14 protein-coding genes are annotated in these 17,706 nt (G+C 56.4%); 7 read left to right on the forward strand and 7 right to left on the reverse strand.

Annotated features, from left to right (window positions below):
- Positions 1 to 196 precede the first annotated feature (196 nt).
- Positions 197 to 1,459 carry a nucleotide sugar dehydrogenase gene (locus tag GS646_RS22590; RefSeq protein WP_171648871.1) on the forward strand — a complete coding sequence of 421 codons (1,263 nt, stop codon included), beginning with the start codon at positions 197 to 199 and terminating at the stop codon, positions 1,457 to 1,459.
- Positions 1,446 to 2,702, forward strand: a complete 1,257-nt coding sequence (locus GS646_RS22595; protein ID WP_253758748.1) for a glycosyltransferase family 4 protein — start codon at positions 1,446 to 1,448, stop codon at positions 2,700 to 2,702. The genes GS646_RS22590 and GS646_RS22595 overlap by 14 nt, the downstream gene beginning before the upstream one ends.
- Before the next feature lie 409 nt (positions 2,703 to 3,111).
- Here GS646_RS22595 and GS646_RS22600 read toward each other — a convergent pair whose 3' ends face one another.
- From GS646_RS22600 to GS646_RS22625, 6 genes are all read right to left on the reverse strand, one after another.
- Positions 3,112 to 4,212, reverse strand: coding sequence for an acyltransferase (locus GS646_RS22600; protein WP_171648861.1), 1,101 nt, complete (start codon positions 4,210 to 4,212; stop codon positions 3,112 to 3,114).
- A 17-nt stretch (positions 4,213 to 4,229) separates the two neighbouring features.
- Positions 4,230 to 5,849 (reverse strand): VPLPA-CTERM-specific exosortase XrtD, encoded by a 1,620-nt coding sequence (xrtD, locus tag GS646_RS22605; RefSeq protein WP_171648859.1) that lies wholly within the window; start codon positions 5,847 to 5,849, stop codon positions 4,230 to 4,232.
- Positions 5,850 to 5,984: 135 nt separating this feature from the next.
- Positions 5,985 to 7,421: a hypothetical protein gene (locus tag GS646_RS22610; protein WP_171648857.1), complete on the reverse strand. Its 1,437-nt coding sequence runs from the start codon at positions 7,419 to 7,421 to the stop codon at positions 5,985 to 5,987.
- Between the two features lie 141 nt (positions 7,422 to 7,562).
- Positions 7,563 to 8,174: a polysaccharide biosynthesis/export family protein gene (locus GS646_RS22615; RefSeq protein WP_171189090.1), complete on the reverse strand. Its 612-nt coding sequence runs from the start codon at positions 8,172 to 8,174 to the stop codon at positions 7,563 to 7,565.
- A 108-nt stretch (positions 8,175 to 8,282) separates the two neighbouring features.
- The gene (locus GS646_RS22620; RefSeq protein WP_171648855.1) at positions 8,283 to 10,733 is read right to left on the reverse strand and encodes a tetratricopeptide repeat protein; all 2,451 of its coding nucleotides are present in this window, start codon (positions 10,731 to 10,733) and stop codon (positions 8,283 to 8,285) included.
- Between the two features lie 77 nt (positions 10,734 to 10,810).
- Positions 10,811 to 11,494, reverse strand: coding sequence for a sugar transferase (locus GS646_RS22625; RefSeq protein WP_371732130.1), 684 nt, complete (start codon positions 11,492 to 11,494; stop codon positions 10,811 to 10,813).
- Between the two features lie 608 nt (positions 11,495 to 12,102).
- On the opposite strand from GS646_RS22625, the gene GS646_RS22630 reads away from it, so the two are divergent.
- From GS646_RS22630 to GS646_RS22645, 4 genes are read left to right on the forward strand one after another with little or no spacing between them, the layout of a single operon-like run.
- Complete coding sequence (locus GS646_RS22630; protein ID WP_253746791.1) at positions 12,103 to 13,020, forward strand: ExeA family protein; 918 nt, start codon at positions 12,103 to 12,105, stop codon at positions 13,018 to 13,020.
- Between the two features lies 1 nt (position 13,021).
- Positions 13,022 to 14,563 carry a lipopolysaccharide biosynthesis gene (locus GS646_RS22635; RefSeq protein WP_171648854.1) on the forward strand — a complete coding sequence of 514 codons (1,542 nt, stop codon included), beginning with the start codon at positions 13,022 to 13,024 and terminating at the stop codon, positions 14,561 to 14,563.
- 31 nt (positions 14,564 to 14,594) lie between these two features.
- A complete protein-coding gene (locus GS646_RS22640; protein ID WP_171648837.1) occupies positions 14,595 to 15,419 on the forward strand; it encodes a CpsD/CapB family tyrosine-protein kinase in 825 nt (274 codons plus the stop codon).
- On the forward strand, positions 15,400 to 16,284 hold the full coding sequence (locus GS646_RS22645) for a glycosyltransferase family 2 protein (RefSeq protein WP_171648835.1): 885 nt from the start codon (positions 15,400 to 15,402) through the stop codon (positions 16,282 to 16,284). Before GS646_RS22640 ends, GS646_RS22645 begins: the two co-directional genes overlap by 20 nt.
- A gap of 67 nt (positions 16,285 to 16,351) precedes the next feature.
- Here the strand turns inward: GS646_RS22645 and GS646_RS22650 are convergent, their stop codons facing one another.
- The gene (locus tag GS646_RS22650) at positions 16,352 to 16,888 is read right to left on the reverse strand and encodes a VPLPA-CTERM sorting domain-containing protein (RefSeq protein ID WP_171188990.1); all 537 of its coding nucleotides are present in this window, start codon (positions 16,886 to 16,888) and stop codon (positions 16,352 to 16,354) included.
- 667 nt (positions 16,889 to 17,555) lie between these two features.
- Between GS646_RS22650 and GS646_RS22655 the strand changes: the two genes are divergently transcribed.
- Complete coding sequence (locus GS646_RS22655) at positions 17,556 to 17,705, forward strand: hypothetical protein (protein WP_171188992.1); 150 nt, start codon at positions 17,556 to 17,558, stop codon at positions 17,703 to 17,705.
- Position 17,706: the final 1 nt, after the last annotated feature.

Consider the following 17,706-nt stretch of genomic DNA (forward strand, 5'->3'; position numbering starts at 1 on the left):
GTCAAATGATTACCCTGTTTACTCCCTGTGGGCTTTGACTCGCTTACAGAAAACCGCCCCGGACTTCAAAAAGATTATCCTGTAACGATGTCAGGAATTGGACACGAAACAAGACAAGATGCCAAGTATGTGAGGGTTTGGATTTTTTGATCCTGCGTAAGATGTTGAGTTCTGAGTATTAGAACGGTGTGACGGAATGAAGATTGCGATTTTCGGGTTGGGATATGTGGGGTTTACGGCGGCCTGCTGTCTGACCCGGCAAGGACATACGGTGGTCGGTGTTGATGTGAATGCCGACAAGGTCTCTGAGATCAACGCCGGACAGCCCCCGATCAAGGAGCCCAAAGTGGCCGAGCTGCTGACCGAGGCGTTGGGCAGGAACCTGATCCGGGCCACGGTTGAAATTCCGGATCTGTCCGATGTGGATCTGGCAATCGTTTGTGTGGGCACGCCCAGTTCCACAGATGGCTCGCATAACATGAACTTCGTGGCCGAGGTGACGCGCCAGATTGCCAAGGCTGTCTCACCCGACCGGGCGCGACCCTTGACGGTGGCGTACAGGTCCACCTTCCGGCCCGGCACCGTGCGGCAGCTGATCGAGCCGATTTTTCAAAGCTATCTGGGCGATCAAACGGCGCAGGCGGTCGAGATTGTCTATAACCCCGAATTCCTGCGCGAGGCTTCGGCGGTGGATGATTTCTTCAACCCGCCCAAGATCGTTGTCGGTACAGCAGACGGCAACCGATCCGCAGTGATGGATGAAATGCACGAAGGGCTGGATGCGCCGGTGTTCTATACCGCCTTTGAAGAGGCCGAGATCACCAAATTCGTCGACAACACCTGGCACGCCACCAAGGTGGCCTTCGCCAATGAGATCGGCCGCATCTGTCACAGCATGGGCGTGTCGGCCAAAACCATGCACGAGATTTTCGTGTCGGACACCAAGCTGAACATCTCGGCCTATTACACCCGTCCGGGTGGCGCGTTCGGGGGGTCATGCCTGCCCAAGGATGTTCGCGCGCTGCAGCATATCGCCGGAGAGGTGGGCGCGCATACCCATTTGATCGACAGCCTGTTGCAGACCAATCAGGCGCACAAGACCTATCAGGCGCAGGACATCATGGCGCGTCTGCCCGAAGGGGGTAGGGTGCTGATGGCGGGGCTGGCCTTCAAGGCCGGAACCGACGATCTGCGCGAAAGCCCCAATGTCGATATTGCCCGGCGGCTGCTGCAGGCGGGATATCAGCTGTCGGTCTATGATCCGGCCATCAAGCCTGCCGATCTGCGCGGACAGAACCTGGGCTATGCCTTTACCCATCTGCCCAATGTCGGCAGCCTGCTGGTGGACCATGCCACGGCCGAGGCCGGACCCTGGGATCTGGTGGTCGGGTCGAACCGGATCATCAATGAGCTGAACCTTGGCGATACAGAAGTGGTAAGAACCTATGAATATGACTAGCCCTGTATCCGCCGTGCAACCGATCTCGTTCGAGGAATTGCGCCAGAGCCAGCCCCTGAAAGGGCTGAAGGTTCTGATTGTGGTGGAAAACCTGCCCGTGCCCTTCGACCGCCGCGTCTGGATGGAGGCCCGCACGCTGGCCGCCGCAGGCGCGCTGGTCTCGGTCATCTGTCCCACCGGCAAGGGGCATGAGGAGCGTGTCTGGGAAGACGAAGGCATCAAGGTCTATCGCCACCCGCTGCCTTTGGATGCCAGCGGCGCGCTGGGGTATCTGTTGGAATATGGCGCGGCGCTGTTCTGGGAAAGCTGGCTGGCGCTGAAGATCAAATTCACCCGCGGTTTTCACGTCATCCATGGCTGCAACCCGCCCGATCTGATCTTTCTTGTGGCGCTGCCCTTCAAACTGTTCGGCGTGCGCTATCTGTTCGATCACCACGACATCAACCCCGAGCTTTACGAGGCCAAGTTCGACAAGCGCGGCTTTTTCTGGAAGCTGATGAAGACGTTTGAGCGGCTGACCTTCGCCTCGGCCCGGGTGTCGATTGCCACCAATGAAAGTTATCGCAAGATCGCCATCGAACGCGGCGGCATGGCGCCCGAGGATGTGTTCATCGTCCGCTCCGGCCCCGATCTGAACCGGTTGCAGCACCTGCCGCCGAACCCGGGCTGGCGCAACGGGCGGAAATACATGGTGGGCTATGTCGGTGTCATGGGTGATCAGGAAGGCATCGATCTGCTGCTGGAATCCGTGGCGCATCTGGTGCAGGTTCAGGGGCGCGACGATATCCAGTTCTGCCTTGTGGGCGGCGGCCCCAGCCTGGACAAGCTACAGGCGCAATCGGCTGAGATGGGCTTGTCGGACTATGTCACCTTTACGGGTCGCGCGCCGGATCAGGATCTGTTTGAAATCCTGTCGACTGCGGATGTCTGCGTGAACCCGGACCGGGTGAACGAGATGAACGACAAATCCACCATGAACAAGATCCTCGAATACATGGCGTTCGAGAAACCCATCGTTCAGTTCGACGTGACCGAAGGGCGGTTCTCGGCGCAGGAGGCTTCGCTTTATGCCAAGGCCAACGATCCGGTGGATATGGCCGACAAGATCACCGAACTCCTGGCGGATGACGATCGCCGCGCTGCCATGGGCCGTTATGGGCGTGCGCGGGTCGAAGCGGAAATGGCCTGGCCCCATCAGGTGCCTGCCTTGATCGCGGCTTACAAGCGGATTTGGAAAGGGTAGGACCCTACGGCGGCTACTTGGCGGCTCGCTTCGCTTTGATGCGCCTTGATGTATTTATCTAATGTTACTGTTCCATGGTTGGAGCATTCTTAGGAATGTTCAAAAATAACGGTATGTTTCAGTGTGGCGGAAGCGGTATGACAATACCTACGGAACGCATTTGAGCGTGTGGAAATAGCCTTCAAAGGCAAAGTTACTTCGAGGGTAATTTGAGAAAAAGCGGATCCCTAAAATTGCCTACGATTTACTCTTGGTGATTATGACAGGATAAGGTGGTTGTGTTACAAATAATTCAGCCATGGGCTGAAGTGAACGGGACCACCTACTTCACTGTTTTTCGCCCATCTGTCAGTGGACGCACTGGCGCGTGTGTCGATCACCAGTTCAGTCGTCTGGTGACAGACGGTGTTTACTCGGCTGCCTGTTTGGTATCGGTCGATTTCGGTGGTTTGTTTAGGTGACGTAATTTCATCGCTGGAGCCTCGATCAGATGCCAGGACAGTACGGCGCAGAACAAAGTGAAGGGCAGAGAGATTGCCATATTGATGGCAGGTGTTGTGACACCGGATTGCGCCACAAGCTGCTGGATGGGAAAGGCGTAGATATAGACCCCGTAGGAATAATCCCCCAGGCGGTTGTACTGTAACAGAGCCGGCCATTGGGCGTATCCCAGAACAAAGACCGCATAAGACAGCGCAACCGCAAAAACCGGCAGGAACAGCGGGGTGAGCCAGGCCGCAAGGGCCAGCGCAGCCATCACTGCCAGCACGCCCCAGGACAGGGGAATCTCGTCGCGCCACAGGTAAAGCACCATGCCCGAGAGGAAGGGCAGCCCAAGTGTGGTCAGAGTTTCGATACGTGGATTCAGGTCGACAAAGGCGGTCAGGGCATAAAAGCACAGGAATGCGATGGCCATCCCGGCAAAGATCTTTCTGTGACCCAGCAGCCCCAGCACCCCACAGATGAGAACGCCAACATAGCACGTGACCTCATAGGACAGTGACCAGAGCGATCCATTGATTGCGGGCCCATATGGGTTGTTCTGAAACACGCCGGGCAAGTCGTATTGCAGCTTGAAGAGCAGCATGTTGCGTATGAAATACTCACCAGCCTCTGACCAGAAAACCGTCGGGGGGGCCTGGGTCAGGACAAAGCCGGCAATCAGGATCGAGATCAGGGTGACAACGGCCAGCGCGGGAAACAGGCGCAGCCCCCGAGCGATCAGGAACGCTTTGGCCGATGGCTTCCGATCAAAGCTGCGCGTGATGAAAAAGCCCGAGATCGCGAAAAACGCCCACACGCACATCATGCCCAGCGAAAGCCCGTGCAGAACGGATTCAAAAGGTTGCCCATACGCGCCGCCCAGGCTGAGCGGATAGGCATGAGCCACCAGCACAAGGGTGGCCGCGATGATCCGGATCAGGTTGAAGTTGTTGTCCCGCCCGTCTGCCCGATCCGCGATACGGGGTACGGCCCTGACTGCAGAGATGTGTTTGGTGCTGTCACTCATTACGGGCACCTCCGGGATCAGAACGGCACAAATTGCGGCAGGCGGTTCAGGCTTGGCTCCATGAACCTTTGCAGCCGCGCGTCTGCTTCGGCTTCGGTTTCGCCCGGCAGGATGGGGGTGACAAAGCGGACAAGCGCCCCATCGGTGCGTCCCATGGTAAAGCCGTCCTGGATAACGCTCAGCTTGGCGCGGAAATCATTGACCATGCGTTTGCCGCGCTGCTCGAACCAGTAATAGACCAGCTGTTTTGAAAGCTCTTTCTGGATCACGGCGCGGTTCACTGTGAAGCTGCCGTAAGGGGTGTTGCCAAGATTGATCTCATAAGGTTCGAGCGTGAAAATCTCCCAGCCGCCCACCGGCAGGCACACTTCGGGCGAGTGGATGCCTTCGCCTTCGGTCTGCTTGTCGTAAAAGGCCACGAACATGTTCACGAAGTCACCCGAGCCGGTGTCGATATAAGTGGCGTTGAGATAGTCGCTGGCTCCCAGAACCTGCTCGACCTGCGGGTCAAGGCTGGTGGTTGAGCCGGACCAGTCTCCAAGCTGGCGGGGATAGAGCACAAAGGGATCCCGTTCAACCGGCTGCACTTCGGACGCAGGGCGCAGAACCCAGGCCGTGGACATCGCCAAAGTCAGCAGGGCCGCCACCGCCAGCGCAACCGAGGCGCGGATGCCAAAGATACGCAGCGCAATCGGAGCCAGCCCTTCGGTGTCCAGATCGATTGTCTCGGCAAAAGGTTTCGGATTGGGGGCCATGCGCTGCAGGCCGATGGCCATCAGGAACAGAATAGCCACACACAAAAGGAAGATGATCCAGCCTTCGAAGAAATGCATGAACCCTTCGGCATGTTCGATGCCGTTCTGGTTAACCAGAATACCGATCACACCGATGCGGACGGAATTCATCAGCACGGTCAGCGGCGCGGCTGAGACAAGCAAAACCACCTTGTGCCAGATCGGACCGCGGTAGAGCAGGGCGAAGAGATACGAAAAGCTGAGGATCGGGAACAGGTAGCGCAGGCCCGAACAGGCTTCGGCCACCTGCAGCTTGTAGACGCCCAGGTCAATGACATTGCCTTCGATGAAGACCGAAACCCCCGCCATCTGGACGAACCAGACCCCAAGCTCGGATGAAACCCATTGCAGAAAGATCGTCAGTTTCCAGTACAGGAATTGCGGCAGGGGCAGCATGAACACAAGGTGGATCACAGGCAGCTGGTGATGTATGCCGCGCTGCCAGCCGAACACCGTAAGCATGACGCCGCCGGTCCAGATGATCATCGCATAGGTGACGATATCCGGGATGCGGGCCAGATTGCCCAATATGGCGATAGCCAAAGCCACCGCCACCACGGCCACACCGGGCCAACGGTCATGAATGACCGGGTTGGGTGGGGGCATATTGCGCAACTCGCGCAGGAACAAATACAGCGAGATGATGGGGATCAGCGGCCCGTGGCTATATTCCGGTGTGCTCCAGGCAGCGCCCAGTGACACGATCCCGATCCAGAAGATGGGCAGGGATCCAAGCAGCAAAAGCGCAAACCAGAACAATCCGGTTGCATTGATTTCCGGCAGAACCCTTCGGGCGGCCTCAAGCGTTTTGCCGGGGCTGTCATTCGAATCGAGATGATGCATCACCATCCATCATGCACAATAAAATCCGATCCTGAATTATGCCGCGTCCGGGTCGCGGTGATTTGATCGAAAATAAAAACAATTATCGCCAATTGGCCATATTTGTTGCCATTCAGGAATCGGCTCGGCGAGGGGTCAGGGTTTGAGTGTGAACCGCCGTCCAAGCGTCACAAACACCGAGCTCGATGTAGCCGTAAAGCCGTTCTGTTCATCCATTTCATATTGATAGCCCAGGTTCACGGCCCAGTCCCGCGTAATGGCGCGGGAATATGAGGCGTTGAACGTGCCGCGTTGACGCGGATTGGCCGCGCCGGTCCCTTCATCTTCCTGCTCAATGTAATCAAGGCTGAAAGACAGGGCCGAAACCGGATTGATGAAATAGTCATAGGTCAGGAAGGCCAGTGTCTGGCGGGTTTCCAGACTTTGCGTGCTGGTGCCGACCCGACGTTGAATCGTGGCTCCGATCCGGGAACTGGGCAGTTGGTAGCTATAATCCAACTGACCGATCGGAGTGGTTTCGCCAAACGGGCCATCTGACAGGCCGAGATTGAAGCTCAGCGAGCTGTTCTGCCGTTGATAGCTTCGGCCGAATGTGGCGTTGGTCCGCGCTCCGTTCACCCCAAAGGTCTGGTCCAACAAAATATCCGCAGTCCCGTCCGGTAGGGTTTTGCTCCAGCCAAAGCTCCACACAAAGTCTTCGGTCACAGTATTTGTGTTGGTTGTGCGGAATGTCTCGTCGACCTGGCTATAGCCGATATTTGCGGTGACGGTTGTGACCGCAGAAATGTCATAGATCGCCCCAACCGAGACGATGGTGGTCTGCCGGTCGGTCCGCACATTGTCTTCAGCCTTAAAGTCACTGTAGCTGAGGTCCAGCGTCCCCTGTAGCACCGGTGAGAACCGGAAGAACGTGGTCGCGGCGTAATCGTCGAAGCTGTTATCGAACAGGTTGGGGTCGATTGTGTTCTGATATGTGCGCTCGCGGTAGCTATAGTTGAACTGAAAGCCCACGGGATCGTTCAGGCCAACCTGCCAATCCAGATCGGCGCGGGTGTTAACCCGGTCGCCGATGGTGCCGATGACATCCGAGGCGTCGATGATTCCGTCCAGATTGGTATCCGTCAGCGACCGATTAAAGGCCAGGTCCTGTTCGCGATACTCCAGCCCAAGCCCCAGTTGGCTGTTGGCACGCGTGCGCTGATAATCCAGCCGCGCGAATGGGTCGGCAAACGAGGAATCGGTTCCGATTATTGGCTCATTGGCGATCCGGTAAAGTCCTGAGAGGTCAAAGATCAGCGTTGAATCGGGCGTTTGATTCACAACCCCTAAGGCCAAGGTGTTTTCCCACCAAGTGGTGGATCCAAGCGATGGGTCGGTCAGCCTGAGATTGTCGTCATGTCTGAGGGATGACAGGTAATCCAAGGTGATGCTCAGACCCGATCCGGTGCCGGTCGGCTGCCCGGCTGTGGGTCGGCCAACCCGCCGGGCCGGGTTTTGCAAGGCCCGCTGGGTGATCAGCTGCTGGCTAGGCGTTTGTTGCACAACGGTGGTAGGTGCCGTCGTCTGTTGCAAGGTCGTCTGCTGCGTGGACGTTTGCGTTTGTTGTGTGGATGTCTGCTGTGCAACAGCAGGCGTGAGCGAAAGGATCACCCCTGCACTGCCCCCAATTGCAAGGAACAGTTTATTCCCGATTTTCCCCACCTGTATCAGCCCCTATTCGAATAGGCGGCGCGACGGCACAACAACAACGTCTCCGGCTTTGAGTACGGTATTGCCTTTGATCCCGCTGCCCGAGCCATTGTAGTTGTAGGTATACTTGTTCATCACGCCTGTTTTACGATCAGCTCTGCGCAATTCGATGCGCTTGGGAGCCGCGAAGTTGGTCAGGCCTCCGACCTGAGCCAGAACCTGAAGAATGGTTGTGCCTTCGGTCGCAAGGTGCTTACCGGGCACGTTGACCTCACCCATGACAAAAACCTCAATGGTCGGTCCGGTTGCTGCCGCTGCACCCGGAAGCGGGGGCGGGGCCAGCGCCGCGATTGAGACAAAGACGGTCGGGGGCGAGTTGAAATTTGAAGCCAATGCCGAGGAGAGAGACGCGCTGAGGCCGTTGGTTGACTGACCCGCGGCACGAAGCGTCCCTGCCAAAGGGAAATTAACAGAGCCATCGGGAAGGACCAGCACGGTTCGGTTGAGGGTGGGGTCTTCCAGAACTTCCACCTGAAGAGCGTCACCCGGCTGGATTTGATAGGCCTGTGCCCAGGCACCAACGGCCATACCCATGGTAATGACGAGAGCGATCAATGATCCGATGACTGTACGCATATTCAAATCTCTCACTTTTTCTTGTTTATGCCGCCATGACTTGTGCAAAACAATCCGCGGCGTTTCGGATAAGGGCGATATGCGGCAGAAATGCAGCGTAGTTTGCCACTATTGCCCGGCAGCGTTCGCTGTGCTGAGCCGTTGAACTTCCGCCTTCAACTCAGCTGATACATTTACAGGGCCCCCCGCGGCCTGGGCGCGCTTGTAGACCCGCAGCGCATCTTCCGGCCGATCGACAGCGGCGTACGCATTGCCCAGATGATACAGAACCAGCGGGTGCTCCGACAGCACACGTGCCGAAGCTTCAAGATATGTGACCGCTTCTTCGTAATTGCCCAGCCGGTACGCGATCCAGCCATAGGTGTCCTGGAACGCGGGATCACGCGTACCGCGCAGGCGCCTGGCCAGATGCTGCGCCCTTTGCAGGCTCTCATCGTCGCTGCGGTGGGTGCTGAGAAGGCTGGCCAGATTGTTCGCGACAACAATGGATCGGTTGCTGAGCGGGTAAAGCTGTTCATACACGGCAATGGCCTGATCCAGATCTCCGGCCAGTTCATATTCGGTCGCCAGCAGCATCAGCAGATCGGGGTTTTCCGGCTGTGCAGCCAGCGCTTCGCGCAAAATGGCCTGTGCTTGGGTGGGATCGTTGCGGCTTGAGTGCAGTTCAAACAAGGCAAACCAGGCGCGGGTGACATCCGGGCGGGTCTCGAGGATTTCACGATACAGGCGCTCGGCCTCGTCCAACTGTCCTTCGCTGGTCAGAATGCTGGCCTTCATGAAGAGCAGGATCAGCGAGTCGGGATCTTCGCTCAGCAGTCCCTCAAGATGGTTGGTGGCACCGGTCATATCGCCCTGGGCCAACATCAGACGGATCAGAGCAACCTCGGCAGGCAGGCCGAAATCGGGGTCCCGGGTCAATTCGTTCAGGAAAACTTCCAGCTCGTCCGTGCGCTTTTGGCCCGCAAGCATATGCGCCCTAAGTTCTTTTGATTGCCGCAGAACCTGAGGATCGTCCATATCCCGCAATGTGCGCAGGACGATATCGAGCCGGTCCCAATCCGGTTGGCTCAGATAGACCTCGCCCAATGCAATCAGCAGATCCGCATTGTCCGGAGCCCGTCGCAAGGCATCGACCAGAATGCCTTCAGCAATTGTCGGGTCATCGCCAGCCAGCAGATACCGGGCATAGTTCAAGGATTCAGCGGGGGCGCTCTGGGAAAGCTCTGTGGCCAGTGCCAGCATTTCGCCGGTCAGTTCGCGGTCACCATTGCGTTCATGTGCCTTGGCCATCAGCGTTGCAAGATGCGGATCCCGCGGGGCTTCGCCAAGTGCTTCGCGCAGAAGAAGGATGGCATCGCCGGTGTTGTCATCCTCGATCAGCCATGCGGCCTTCAGTTTGGCGGCCTCGACCTCGGTGGGGTCTTCGGCCAGCACTTTCTCGACCACGGCCCGCCCGGCTTCATCCTGCCCGGATACAAACAGCATCCGCGCATATTCCACTTCGCTCTGGCGGGTTTGGGTGGTCCGCTCGGCATTCTCAAGCAGGGCCTGCATTTCTGTCAGGGCCTCCTCGACGTTGCCCGAACGGAACTTCAGCGCAGCGCGCATGGTCTGAAACTGAAAGGCGTGCACATCACTGGCCGCGACGATCGCATCCAACTCGGAAATGGCCGCATCCGCACCCCGGTGATCGTTCAGAAAAGCGATAAGCCGCTGAACCGAAAGCGTTGTTTCTGCTGTTGGATCGGCTCGCGCCCGCAAGATATCTTCGGCGGCATCCAGATTGCCGTTGTCGATGTGATGTTCGACCAGCAACTGTTCCACGCTGGTGTCGCCGGGAAAGACCTGCATCATATGCGTGAGTTGCTTTTCGATCTCTGCGGGATTGGACAGCTCCTGCAGCGCACGCAGCCTGATGGCGTAAAGACTGCCGTTCTTAGGCGCGAATGTCAGCGCGGTGTCGGTTTCGTCCACAACTCCCTGCCAGTCCTCGCTCCGGACCAGATGGTCGATGACCGTCTGTCGCGCGGTGATCAGGTCGGGATTGGTATTCAGCATTTCGCGGGCTGTATGGACGGTAAATTCCGCCTCGGCCTCATTGCCGGTCGTGACCGCCTGAGTATAGGCCAGCGTGTTGTTGAGGGATTGGATCACGATATCATCGGGGGCCAGCGCCAGCGCGGCTCCGGCATGGCGCTCCAATTCTTCCCAGTTGCCCAGATCCAGAGCCATTTCAGCCAGCGCCTGATGTCCTTCGAGATTGTCCGGATATTGTTCGACCAGCAAAAGATACTGACCATAGGCGATCTGAGCATTGCCGCGTTCACGCTCCAGGCGGGCAAAGGTCAGGCGGGCATCTTTATGCTGGCCGTTCAGCTTGAAGACATTCTTGAATTCGACCAGCGCGCGTTCGACATCCCCGTTTTCCAGATGAGCAAGCCCGGTCTGGTAATGCGCTTCCGCGCGTTCTTCGGCGGTGTCACAGGCGCTTAGAAACAGAGTGGCGGAGAGCAGGAGGACCGCCAGCGTTTTGCCAAAAGGGGTGTTGGTCGATGTCATTGTTGTGTCTCCCGCAGGGCCTGACGTGTCCAGACAGCGCCCGCCCGGGTCCATCCCTGTGCCATGTTACGGCGATGTCAGCAGCCGGTGCAGCGCAATACGACCGTAACGGTCCGGGCCAGAATGGACAGATCGGTGCCAAAGGACATGGTCTTCCAGTATTCGGAATCGTGATAGGCCCGTTCGGCAAATGTTGACTGATTGCGCTTGGAGACCTGCCACAGACCCGAGATGCCAGGGCGCATGGAGTAGTAAAGCTTGCTGGGGTACAGCTCTTTTTGGGTTTCCATCATGGGGCGGGGGCCGACAACGGACATTTCGCCGACAAGGACGTTCCAGAATTGCGGCAATTCATCCATAGAGGACTTCCGAAGGAACGGGCCCAGCTTGGTAATCCGCGGGTCATCGCGCAGCTTCTGGTTGAGGTCCCATTCGGCCCGCGCTTCGGGGTTCTCGGCAAGGTGCTTTTCCAGAACGGCCTCGGCGTCGTGAACCATGGTGCGCAGTTTTAGCAGGTTGAAGCTCTTACCGTTCCGACCGACGCGTTTCTGGCGATAAAACGGGGTGACACCCTGACACAGCAGCAGGATGGCAAACATCAGAATCAGCGGAACAACGAAGGGTGCCGACAGCAACACGAAAGCAACATCGAAGATGCGCTTCCCACCATTTCTGTAAAACCCCGACCCGTGCGCCACGACAGGCATAACCGGAGTTTTAGGGTAGCCAGGGTTGGCCACCTCTTTCGAATGAATTGTCACTATATAACCCCCCGGCACACACAAACACCCAAAACACCACCTACTCAACTCAGGAACTAGCTATGCTCAACCTCAACTTATGTATAAAAAATGTTATACATTTATATCAATTTAGCTCTGCCGATACCAACAACACTTGGCAGACTTCCACGGAACAATTCTTAACAAATTCCAAACCACATGCCAAACAATAATCATGTGACAGGACCCTGGCTGACCACCAGAACCGCTGTTTTAAAGGGGTGATTTAGGGGCTTCGCTCTTCTTACTTTGGTACGAGGACCCAGAAGTTGTGTCAAATGGAGCTACAATGATGAAATTTACGTTAATTTGATCTCAAAAAGGTATTAATGAGTGGGCGTCCGCCCGCATGGGCCTTAGGCATGTGGTGCCAGGATTGACACTATTTTGAGCAGTTTTTGAAGGAGGCTTCCGGAAACAATCACCCTGATTAGCATTGATTGAATTTGCCTGAGAGGGCTTTTAACGCATGTAACTGTTAGGGGTGTGACATGTCTTGATTTTATGGCACGCTCGTCACTAAGTACTTTTGGTTCATGTGATATGTTAGTGTCTGTAAGGGTTTTCTGGTGGTTCAGAGTGTTAAGTTGGATGATTTCCGAGAAACCAGAACCGGGTGTGACAAAGCGGAAGGCGACCGTGCGACCATGGTTCCCAAAGACGGATTTTACCTAGATTTCTTTGGACTGGACCGGCGCCCTTTCACGCTGCTGCCGGACCCCGGGTTCATGTATTGGTCGCCGCTGCACAAGCGCGGCTATTCGGTGTTGCAGTTCGGAATCATGAGCTGTGCCCCCATCACTGTCCTGACCGGTGAGATCGGGGCCGGGAAGACCACCCTTGTGCAACACTTGCTGAGTGAGATGGAAGATTCGATCACGGTAGGGTTGATCTCGAACGCGCAGGGGGGGCGGGGCGAGTTGCTGCAATGGGTGTTGCACGCTCTTGGGTTGCCGATCGAGAATGACGCCAGTTATGTGCAATTGTTCCGGGCGCTTCAGGATTTTCTGGTCTCTGAATATGCCGAAGGCCGCCGCGTGGTGCTGATCTTTGACGAGGCGCAGAATCTGACGGTCGAGGGATTGGAAGAAATCCGTATGCTGACCAATATCAACGCAAACACGGATGAGCTGATCCAGCTGGTTCTGGTCGGGCAGCCCGAGCTGCGTGATCTGGTTCTGGATCCCAAGATGCGACAGTTGACGCAACGGGTCGCGGCAAGCTTTCATTTAGAACGCATGGATGAAGAGTCGGTCGACCATTACATCAGGCACAGAATGAAGATTGCCGGCGGGTCGGGTGAGGAGTTCACGGAAGCCGCTTGCAAACAGGTCTTTCAGCAAACCAGGGGCGTGCCGCGGCTCGTAAACCAGTTCTGCGACTTTGCGCTGCTTTATGCCTGGACCAATGAGACCAAGGATATCGACGAACATATCGTCAGCCAGGTCGTTCAGGATGGTGTATTTTTTGGTGGAAACTCGCTTGAGAAGGAGCTGACAGTCTGAAATGGGCCCCGTTCGCTATTACTTTTCCATTTTCCTGAGACGGTTTCCGTATTTTCTGATCGTTGCTCTGATTGTGTCTGTGGCGTCGATCATCATCGCCAGAGCTTTGCCTCCAACATATGAATCCCAGATGCGGTTGATTGTCGAATCCCCGCAGATTCCTGGCAACCTGGCGGCCAGTACCGTGAACACATCTGCGGCCGAGCAATTGCAAATCGTAGAGCAGCGTCTGCTGACGCGCCCGGTTCTTTTGGACATTGCGCGCAATTTTGAGGTTCTGTCTGATCAGCAAGAGGCAACGCCGGACCAGATCGTCGATACCCTGCGCCGGAATACACATATCCACATCAGCACTGGCCGCAATCAGGCCAGCTTGATGACCATCGTCTTTGAGGCGCGTTCAGGCGCGATCGCGGCCGGAGTGCTGAACGAATACCTGACCGAAATCCAGAAGCTGGATGTCTCGTACCGTAAGGGGCGAGCGTCCGATACACTGGAATTTTTTGAACAGGAGGTCGAGCGGCTGAGCGATGAGCTGGACAAGCGCAGCGCCCGGATCCTGAAATTCCAGAATGAAAACTCGGATGCGCTTCCCAGCAGCCTACAGTTCCGCATGGCCCAGCAAGGCACATTGCAGACCAATCTGGAACAGACCGACCAGCAGATATTTGCGCTCAAAGGTCAGCGCGAGAAACTGCTGAGCATCTACAGTTCGACCGGACAGATTGTCGGTGTGGGGCAGCAAGCTCAGACTCAGGCCCAACAACAATTGGCGCAACTGCGCAACCAGCTGGACAATCAGTTGGTGCTGTATTCGGAAAGCAATCCGCAGATCAAACTGTTGCGCGCCCACATCGAACGACTGGAAGACGTCGTTGCCGCCGAACAGGCCGCCGGCAGTGTGCCTGCCGATACGCAGACGGGGAACTCGGCGCTCGATATTCAGCTGGCGCAGCTTGATTCGCAGATTGCCGCCGAGGAAGATAAACGCGCCGTGATCGAAGAACGCCTTACAGATTTGACCCTGACGATCGACCAAACCCCGGCCAATGCAATTACGCTGGCCGAGTTGCAGCGCGATCACGATAATATCCAAACCCAGTACAATAACGCTGTGACACGCCTTGCCTCGGCATCAACGGGCGAACGGATCGAAGTAACCTCTCAGGGACAGCGGATTTCGGTGATCGAATATCCGGTGGTCCCAAGCGGCCCGACCAAACCCAACCGCCTGATGATCGCAGGGGGCGGAACGGTGTTTGGCATCGGGCTGGGGCTGGGGCTGATCGTGTTGCTTGAGCTATTGAACCGTTCGGTCAGGCGGCCCGAAGATCTGATCAATAAACTTGAGGTGTGGCCGATTGCGACCATCCCTTACATGCGTTCGCGCAAAGAGGTGATCGTTTACCGCCTGGCCTGGATCGCGGTGATCCTGGCCATCATGGTTGGTGTTCCGGCGGCGGTGTGGGCTGTCCACACGTATTATCTGCCCCTTGATCTGATCGCCGAACGTGTGATGGATAAATTGGAGGTTCGCTGGTGATGTCTGTTCTGTATATCCTGAGGAGGGTGTGATGGACCGTCTTCAGCAGGCGATTCAAAAGGCCCGTGAAGAGCGGGAAAACCGGCAGATTCCGCCGCAGCAAGCACCTGAAGAGTTTCAGGTTGAACCCGAGGAAAGTGGTGCCGATCCCTGGGCAGCTGTGCCCGAGATCAAGATCAAGCCGCGCCTCATTTCCAGAAACCGTCTGGTCTCTTATGGGGGCGGTCAGGCAGCTGGATCTTATGACATGCTGCGCACCAAAATGCTGCAGCAGATTCTGTCAAATGGCTGGCGTCGGGTGGCGCTGACCTCTCCGTATAGCGGTTGTGGGAAAAGCACGGCGGCGGCCAACCTTGCCTTCAGTCTCGGGCGGCAGGCAGACCTGAAAACGATTGTGATTGATCTGGACCTGCGGCGCAGAGGGCTGGCCGATATCCTGCAGCAGACCGGCGAACACAGTATGGCGGATGTTTTGCAGGGATCTGTAGCGTTCCGGGATCATGGCCGCCGCCATGGCAGCAACGTGATTTTCGGGTTGAACTACGCCCAGACCCGCAATCCGGCCGAAATTCTGCAGAGCCGGCGCGCCATCGAAATTCTGGAAGAGATCGAGGCGGAATTCAAACCGGACATTATTCTGTTCGATACGCCCCCCTTGATGGTGAGCGATGACAGCCACGGGTTCCTCAAGAATGTCGATTGCGCGTTGCTGCTGGCGGCAGCTGAAGAAACAAGTATCGATCATATCGACGTCGCAGAACGGCAGCTGGCCGAACTGACGCAGGTTATGGGGATCGTCCTGAACAAATGCCGCTATATCAGCGGAGCTTTCGGCAATGACCAAGGTTACTACTGAAACACACCCGGCTGACGCGGTCATCATCCCGCATTACAACGACATTCCCAGGCTGGAACGCTGTCTGAGTGCCTTGACGGACAATGATATTTCCAACACGGAAATCATCGTTGTCGACAATGCCTCTCCGGTGTCTCTGGATCAGATAAGCCGCGCCTTTCCCAAGGTGCGGTTTGTGGTGGAAACCCAAAAGGGCGCGGCCCATGCCCGCAATCGCGGCGTTGCCGAGACCACGGCCCCGCGGTTGTTTTTCATCGACGCCGATTGCGTTCCCGCCTCCGATTGGCTGACGGTTGGGCGCAGGATTGCCGACAGGGCCGACCTGATCGGGGGGCGCGTTGATGTCTTTGACGAAACCCCGGCGCCCCGCAGTGGTGCCGAAGCATTCGAGGCGGTCTTTGCCTTCAATTTCCGCAGATACATCGAAGTTCAGGGCTTTTCAGGCGCAGGTAATCTGCTGACTCGGCGTGACGTGTTCGACGCAATCGGCGGGTTCCTTAACGGTGTGTCCGAAGATCGGGAATGGACCATGCGTGCTGTGTCCCGTGGCTATAGCCTGATCTATGAAGACGATTTTCGGGTCAGTCATCCATCACGCCAGGATTGGCCTGCGCTCAAGGCCAAGTGGCGTCGAACCACGCAAGAAGCGTATCAACTGAACGGAACCGATCTGTCCGCGCGTTTGCGGTGGGCGTTGCGTGGTTTAGCCATGCCTGCAAGTGCGGTTGTGCATACGCCCAAAGTGTTGGCCAGCAATAAGCTGGGCTCGGCGGGTGAAACCATGCGGGCGGTTGCGACCCTGATCCGGCTCAGATGTACACGCATGGTCTGGATGCTGCTTCAGGCCGCCGGCGGCAGGATCTGATCTGCGACCAATAAAAAAGGGCCGCATCAGCAGCCCTTTTAACATAACATCTGTTATGAAGCTTCTTTTACACCGTCTGGCGACGACGCATCAGCGCCAGCCCACCCAAGGCGGTTAGCAGCAGCATGCCACCTGCTGGCAGCGGAACCGCCGAGACATCGAAGTCAAAGCCGATCACCCCACCGTTGGTCGGTGCGGTCGATCCCGCCCACGAGAACACAAGTGTTTGGCTCAGACTGGTTGATGCGCTGCTGAACAGCGTGTTGAGCGTTGTCTGAAGGCCGTTGCCCAGAATCGCGCTTGTTGCAAACACGTTCGATGGGTTGGCTGTATCAACCCAGCTCATCGTCAGGCCAGTGAACAGGCCAAAGACATTGATCGTAACCGATGCGTTTGCTTGCCCAATCAGCGGATCAACCGGTGATGTGAAATTCACCGCATAAGATCCCGGCCCGCCAGGGCTGGTTGCCGTTCCAATAAACAGCGGGTCTGACTTGATATCGTAAGTCCCGCCTGCGCTGACCACTGTCACGGCGCTTGCTGCGCTGCTCATCAACACAACCGCTGCAAGCGCGACCAGCATGGTCTTTAAAGATTTAAACATCTATTCCACCCTCGTTAACTGTCGCGGTGAGGTCTGCCACATCTAAACCCATCGTGACGCACACTCCCTTAACTTGAACTCTACCCACTCTTTTGACACATATCGAGTGTTTTTCTGCGAAATATGTCATTTATATGGCCACTTAGGGGGTCTTGAGGCCACAATGAATTAAGTTATCAGCATCTGTTTCCAAATATTGAACAGTCATTTGGGGTCGGCGCGACTTAAAACCTCTCACTCTGAGAGCTGATTCTCGAGTGAATCAGGTTCAAACAGTTGAAGAAAGGCCATCTTTTAACGGCCCAAAATTCGAAGGCGACGCGGTCATGCGTGTGCAAGCCGCATTTCGGGGAAAGTTGCAGGGATTGCACGTCCTATTTCCACGAAAAAATTACAATGAGCTGCAATTTTATTTATTGTTTCCCGTCGTGGAGATGATCAGTAGAGTAAAGCACATCAACTGAGGAAAAAGCGCGAAATTATAGGGCTTTTGTAATTGTTCTTCGTTGCACGGAAAACTTCGTGTAGCTTTGGCAAGGTGATATTCTGAGTATGGGCGTTCAACTCTGCAGTCCGGATATATTCTTTATCCATTGTTACGCCTGATCGATTTTAAAAACGCCAGTACCGGATGGTGCGGTCTGGCGCATAGCTGCTGAGACCGCTGATGGATGCGTCTGATTTTTATCCTGATTATTTTTTCGATGACAAACATGCGACCCCCAGCGAGCGCCTGCAGGGCGGGCAGCAAACTCTTAAGCCCTGTATCTGGCTGATTACCCTGGCAACGTCCCACGACGTTGTGGCGTGGAAGTGAC

The organism is Ruegeria sp. HKCCD4315 (assembly GCF_013112245.1).
GTDB lineage: Bacteria > Pseudomonadota > Alphaproteobacteria > Rhodobacterales > Rhodobacteraceae > Ruegeria.

Bases quoted from the DNA above. Each gene is read 5' to 3' on its own strand.
- GS646_RS22590 (WP_171648871.1), top strand. From the start codon at position 197: ATGAAGATTGCGATTTTCGGGTTGGGATATGTGGGGTTTACGGCGGCC.
- GS646_RS22595 (WP_253758748.1), top strand. From the start codon at position 1,446: ATGAATATGACTAGCCCTGTATCCGCCGTGCAACCGATCTCGTTCGAG.
- GS646_RS22600 (WP_171648861.1), bottom strand. From the start codon at position 4,212: ATGAGTGACAGCACCAAACACATCTCTGCAGTCAGGGCCGTACCCCGT.
- xrtD (WP_171648859.1), bottom strand. From the start codon at position 5,849: ATGCATCATCTCGATTCGAATGACAGCCCCGGCAAAACGCTTGAGGCC.
- GS646_RS22615 (WP_171189090.1), bottom strand. From the start codon at position 8,174: ATGCGTACAGTCATCGGATCATTGATCGCTCTCGTCATTACCATGGGT.
- GS646_RS22620 (WP_171648855.1), bottom strand. From the start codon at position 10,733: ATGACATCGACCAACACCCCTTTTGGCAAAACGCTGGCGGTCCTCCTG.
- GS646_RS22635 (WP_171648854.1), top strand. From the start codon at position 13,022: ATGGGCCCCGTTCGCTATTACTTTTCCATTTTCCTGAGACGGTTTCCG.
- GS646_RS22640 (WP_171648837.1), top strand. From the start codon at position 14,595: ATGGACCGTCTTCAGCAGGCGATTCAAAAGGCCCGTGAAGAGCGGGAA.
- GS646_RS22645 (WP_171648835.1), top strand. From the start codon at position 15,400: ATGACCAAGGTTACTACTGAAACACACCCGGCTGACGCGGTCATCATC.
- GS646_RS22650 (WP_171188990.1), bottom strand. From the start codon at position 16,888: ATGTTTAAATCTTTAAAGACCATGCTGGTCGCGCTTGCAGCGGTTGTG.
- GS646_RS22655 (WP_171188992.1), top strand. From the start codon at position 17,556: ATGGATGCGTCTGATTTTTATCCTGATTATTTTTTCGATGACAAACAT.